This window comes from Rhizobium sp. SEMIA 4085, from assembly GCF_013004495.1.
Lineage (GTDB): Bacteria > Pseudomonadota > Alphaproteobacteria > Rhizobiales > Rhizobiaceae > Rhizobium > Rhizobium gallicum.
Map to the genome: position 1 here is coordinate 1 of NZ_JABEPH010000526.1, position 3016 is coordinate 3016.

Consider the following 3016-nt stretch of genomic DNA (forward strand, 5'->3'; position numbering starts at 1 on the left):
TGGCTCGACCCGTGCCGATCGCGACGACCGCAGCCACCGTCACCCCAATCCCCGCCTCTACCCGGTCCCACGCGCCCGGGCACCGTCCGAGATACTGGACCGCTAATGTCCTTCAAGCAGCGCGCGGTTCTGGTTGGCCTTCGCGATGTTCGCAGCAAGGTCCTGCTGGAAAAGCGCGGGTCCCATCGGGGCCGGTTTGCCGAAAATATAAAGCTTTCCGTCGCTGATCAGCCAGTTCTCCGGGTTGGCCTCGTCGAGCTCGCCCAGGGCCAGCGCCATTGCACAAAAATTTCCGAACTCTGGCGCGTAGCGAACAGGATCGGCCTTGAAAAGCTCGCGATGGTCGGCGTTCACGAAGAGGTAGCGGTGCTCATCCCATTCGTACTCGATCTCCGGCAGCCCGCGCGTGGGGCTTCCGATGGTGAAATAGGCGACCGGGTCATAACCCTTGATCGCCAGCGGAACCGCTTCCGTGGCAAAAGAGGGCATCGAGGTCGCAAACAGGGCGGCTGTGACCGCCAGAACGAGGCGAATGGCATTTCTCCGAGAGACATTGTGCATGGCGAATTTCCTGATTTGCTCGTCCCGGGCCGCTATCAGCCCCGCGGCAAGCGAAGCCGTCTGCGTCATTCCGTTCGGGCGTTAATTATCGCTCTTGTAGCGCTCGGCCGCAACACGTTTCGGAGATTTTCGGAGTTCGAGTGTAGTGAGGGCCGGCGCCCATTGCAGGGGCGCCGGGCTCCATTCTTCGTCTGCTTATGGCGGTGCGTCGCTGCCATTGCGATGGTCGCCAGTCGTGCCGAACATGAAGGACTGTTTCACCGCGATATCATGGGACTCCGCAAAATGCTCTGAAAGCGATTCCGCAGACGGCCATTGTGTGAACATCCCGAGAACCGACTGCACGGATTTCCTGTGCAATTCGCGTTTCGTTCCGCGCTTTCATGTGGTTCTGCGCACGGCCATCGCACTATGTTCGCCTGTCATGCTATTGTTTTCTTTGTGGAAAACTGGTGCTGCCGAGTGGGATTGAACCACCGACCTCACCCTTACCAAGGGTGTGCTCTACCACTGAGCTACGGCAGCAGGACCAGGACGCATGAGCCAACGGCTGCATTGCGTGAACGGGGGGCCTATTGCCACAGCTTCTTGATAAGCGCAAGCCGCAAATTCCAACTTCGCATGTATTAAGGCCAAGGCCCTTTTTGCGCGAGGCGGAATCCGCTAAACATCAAGCATGGACGACAAGATCGAAAATGCCGCAAAGGGCCGCAAGGCGGTGATCGAAGAGCAGGCGAAATTGCGCCGCGAACGCGCTGCCGAAAAGCTTCGCGAAAATCTCGCCCGCCGCAAACAGCAGACACGGGCGCGCCGCTCCGGCCAGGCGGACGAGACAAATGGGCTTCCTGCCGCAAAAATGGACGAATCGTAATGTTCGGTTCACGGCGAATTGAAGCGTGCCCGGATTTCGTCTAAAGACCCCCATCCCTTTTAAAGGCAGAACTTTCAGAAAGGCGGGCACAGCCCGTAAGCCCATATGGATCGTATCAGAATTGTCGGCGGTAATGAGCTCAATGGCATCATTCCGATTTCCGGCGCCAAGAATGCTGCCTTGCCGCTAATGATCGCCTCGCTTTTGACCAGCGATACCTTGACGCTCGAAAACGTCCCTCATCTGGCGGATGTCGAACTATTGATGCGCATCCTCGGCAATCATGGTGTCGACGTTGCCGTCAACGGCCGCCGCGAGCGCCAGGAAGACTCCTATGCACGCACGATCCACTTCACCTGCCGCACCATCGTCGATACGACCGCGCCCTATGAGCTGGTCTCGAAGATGCGCGCTTCCTTCTGGGTCATCGGACCGCTCCTCGCGCGCGAAGGCCACTGCCGCGTCTCTTTGCCGGGCGGCTGCGCCATCGGCACGCGTCCGGTGGATCTCTTTCTCGAAGGACTTGCAGCGCTCGGCGCAAACCTCGAAATCGACGGCGGCTATATCAACGCCACGGCACCGAACGGAGGCCTGATCGGCGCGCGCTACGCTTTCCCGAAAGTTTCCGTCGGTGCGACCCATGTCATGATGATGGCGGCAACGCTTGCCCGCGGTACCACGGTCATCGGCAATGCCGCGCGCGAACCGGAAGTCGTCGACCTCGCCAACTGCCTGAACGCCATGGGCGCAAAAATTTCCGGCCAGGGCACCTCGACGATCACCATCGAAGGCGTGCAATCGCTTTCCGGCGCGCGCCACCGCGTCCTGCCGGACCGCATCGAGACCGGCACTTATGCCATGGCCGTCGCGATGACCGGTGGCGACGTCGTTCTGGAAAACACCGATGCAGCTCTGCTCGAAACTGCATTCGAGACCCTGCGCCGTGCCGGCGCGGAAATCTCGCCGACCAACAACGGCGTGCGCGTCAGGCGCAATGGTGCCGGCATCAGGCCGGTCGATGTCGTGACCGATCCGTTCCCCGGCTTCCCGACGGACCTGCAGGCGCAGTTCATGGCACTGATGACGCGCTCCTCCGGTATTTCGCATGTGACGGAAACCATCTTCGAAAACCGCTTCATGCATGTGCAGGAGCTTGCCCGCCTCGGCGCGAAGATTTCGCTTTCCGGCCAGACGGCGAAGATCGAGGGCGTGCCGCGGCTGAAGGGCGCTCCGGTGATGGCAACGGACCTACGTGCTTCCGTTTCGCTGGTGATCGCCGGTCTTGCCGCCGAAGGTGAAACTATGGTGTCGCGCGTCTATCACCTCGATCGCGGCTTCGAGCGGCTGGAAGAAAAGCTCACCCGCTGCGGCGCGATCGTCGAGCGCGTCAGCGAATAGGGAAGGGCGGTTCTACGCCCTTTATTCCGGTTGCGCATTTAGCCGCGGCATCCTATTTCCCTTGTCGAACGCATCGCCATCCCGGCGGTGCGCGATGGACCCAGGGGTTTTGCCTGCATGACCGATTTGAAGCTTCTTGCGCTCGATAGTGAAGACCTTGCCGTGGTCTCCGCCCATATGCAGGAC

Annotated in this window: 4 protein-coding genes and 1 tRNA gene; 3 read left to right on the forward strand and 2 right to left on the reverse strand. The window is 60.4% G+C overall.

The window, feature by feature from the left end; all coding sequences use genetic code 11:
- Positions 1–102: 102 nt before the first annotated feature.
- Both C9413_RS30360 and C9413_RS30365 read right to left on the reverse strand, forming a co-directional pair.
- The gene (locus tag C9413_RS30360; protein ID WP_039846614.1) at positions 103–561 is read right to left on the reverse strand and encodes a YHS domain-containing (seleno)protein; all 459 of its coding nucleotides are present in this window, start codon (positions 559–561) and stop codon (positions 103–105) included.
- A gap of 450 nt (positions 562–1011) precedes the next feature.
- Positions 1012–1086 (reverse strand) — tRNA-Thr (locus C9413_RS30365).
- Positions 1087–1237: 151 nt separating this feature from the next.
- On the opposite strand from C9413_RS30365, the gene C9413_RS30370 reads away from it, so the two are divergent.
- The 3 genes from C9413_RS30370 to C9413_RS34590 form a co-directional block, all read left to right on the forward strand.
- Complete coding sequence (locus C9413_RS30370) at positions 1238–1432, forward strand: hypothetical protein (protein WP_039843891.1); 195 nt, start codon at positions 1238–1240, stop codon at positions 1430–1432.
- Between the two features lie 105 nt (positions 1433–1537).
- The gene (gene murA, locus C9413_RS30375; protein WP_039843892.1) at positions 1538–2830 is read left to right on the forward strand and encodes a UDP-N-acetylglucosamine 1-carboxyvinyltransferase; all 1293 of its coding nucleotides are present in this window, start codon (positions 1538–1540) and stop codon (positions 2828–2830) included.
- Positions 2831–2947: 117 nt separating this feature from the next.
- A partial coding sequence (locus C9413_RS34590) for a DUF2948 family protein (protein ID WP_348648816.1) occupies positions 2948–3016 on the forward strand: 69 nt, incomplete at its 3' end.

Excerpts from the sequence above, each read along its gene's own strand:
- C9413_RS30370 (WP_039843891.1), top strand. The coding sequence starts at position 1,238 with ATGGACGACAAGATCGAAAATGCCGCAAAGGGCCGCAAGGCGGTGATC.
- murA (WP_039843892.1), top strand. The coding sequence starts at position 1,538 with ATGGATCGTATCAGAATTGTCGGCGGTAATGAGCTCAATGGCATCATT.
- C9413_RS30360 (WP_039846614.1), bottom strand. The coding sequence starts at position 561 with ATGCACAATGTCTCTCGGAGAAATGCCATTCGCCTCGTTCTGGCGGTC.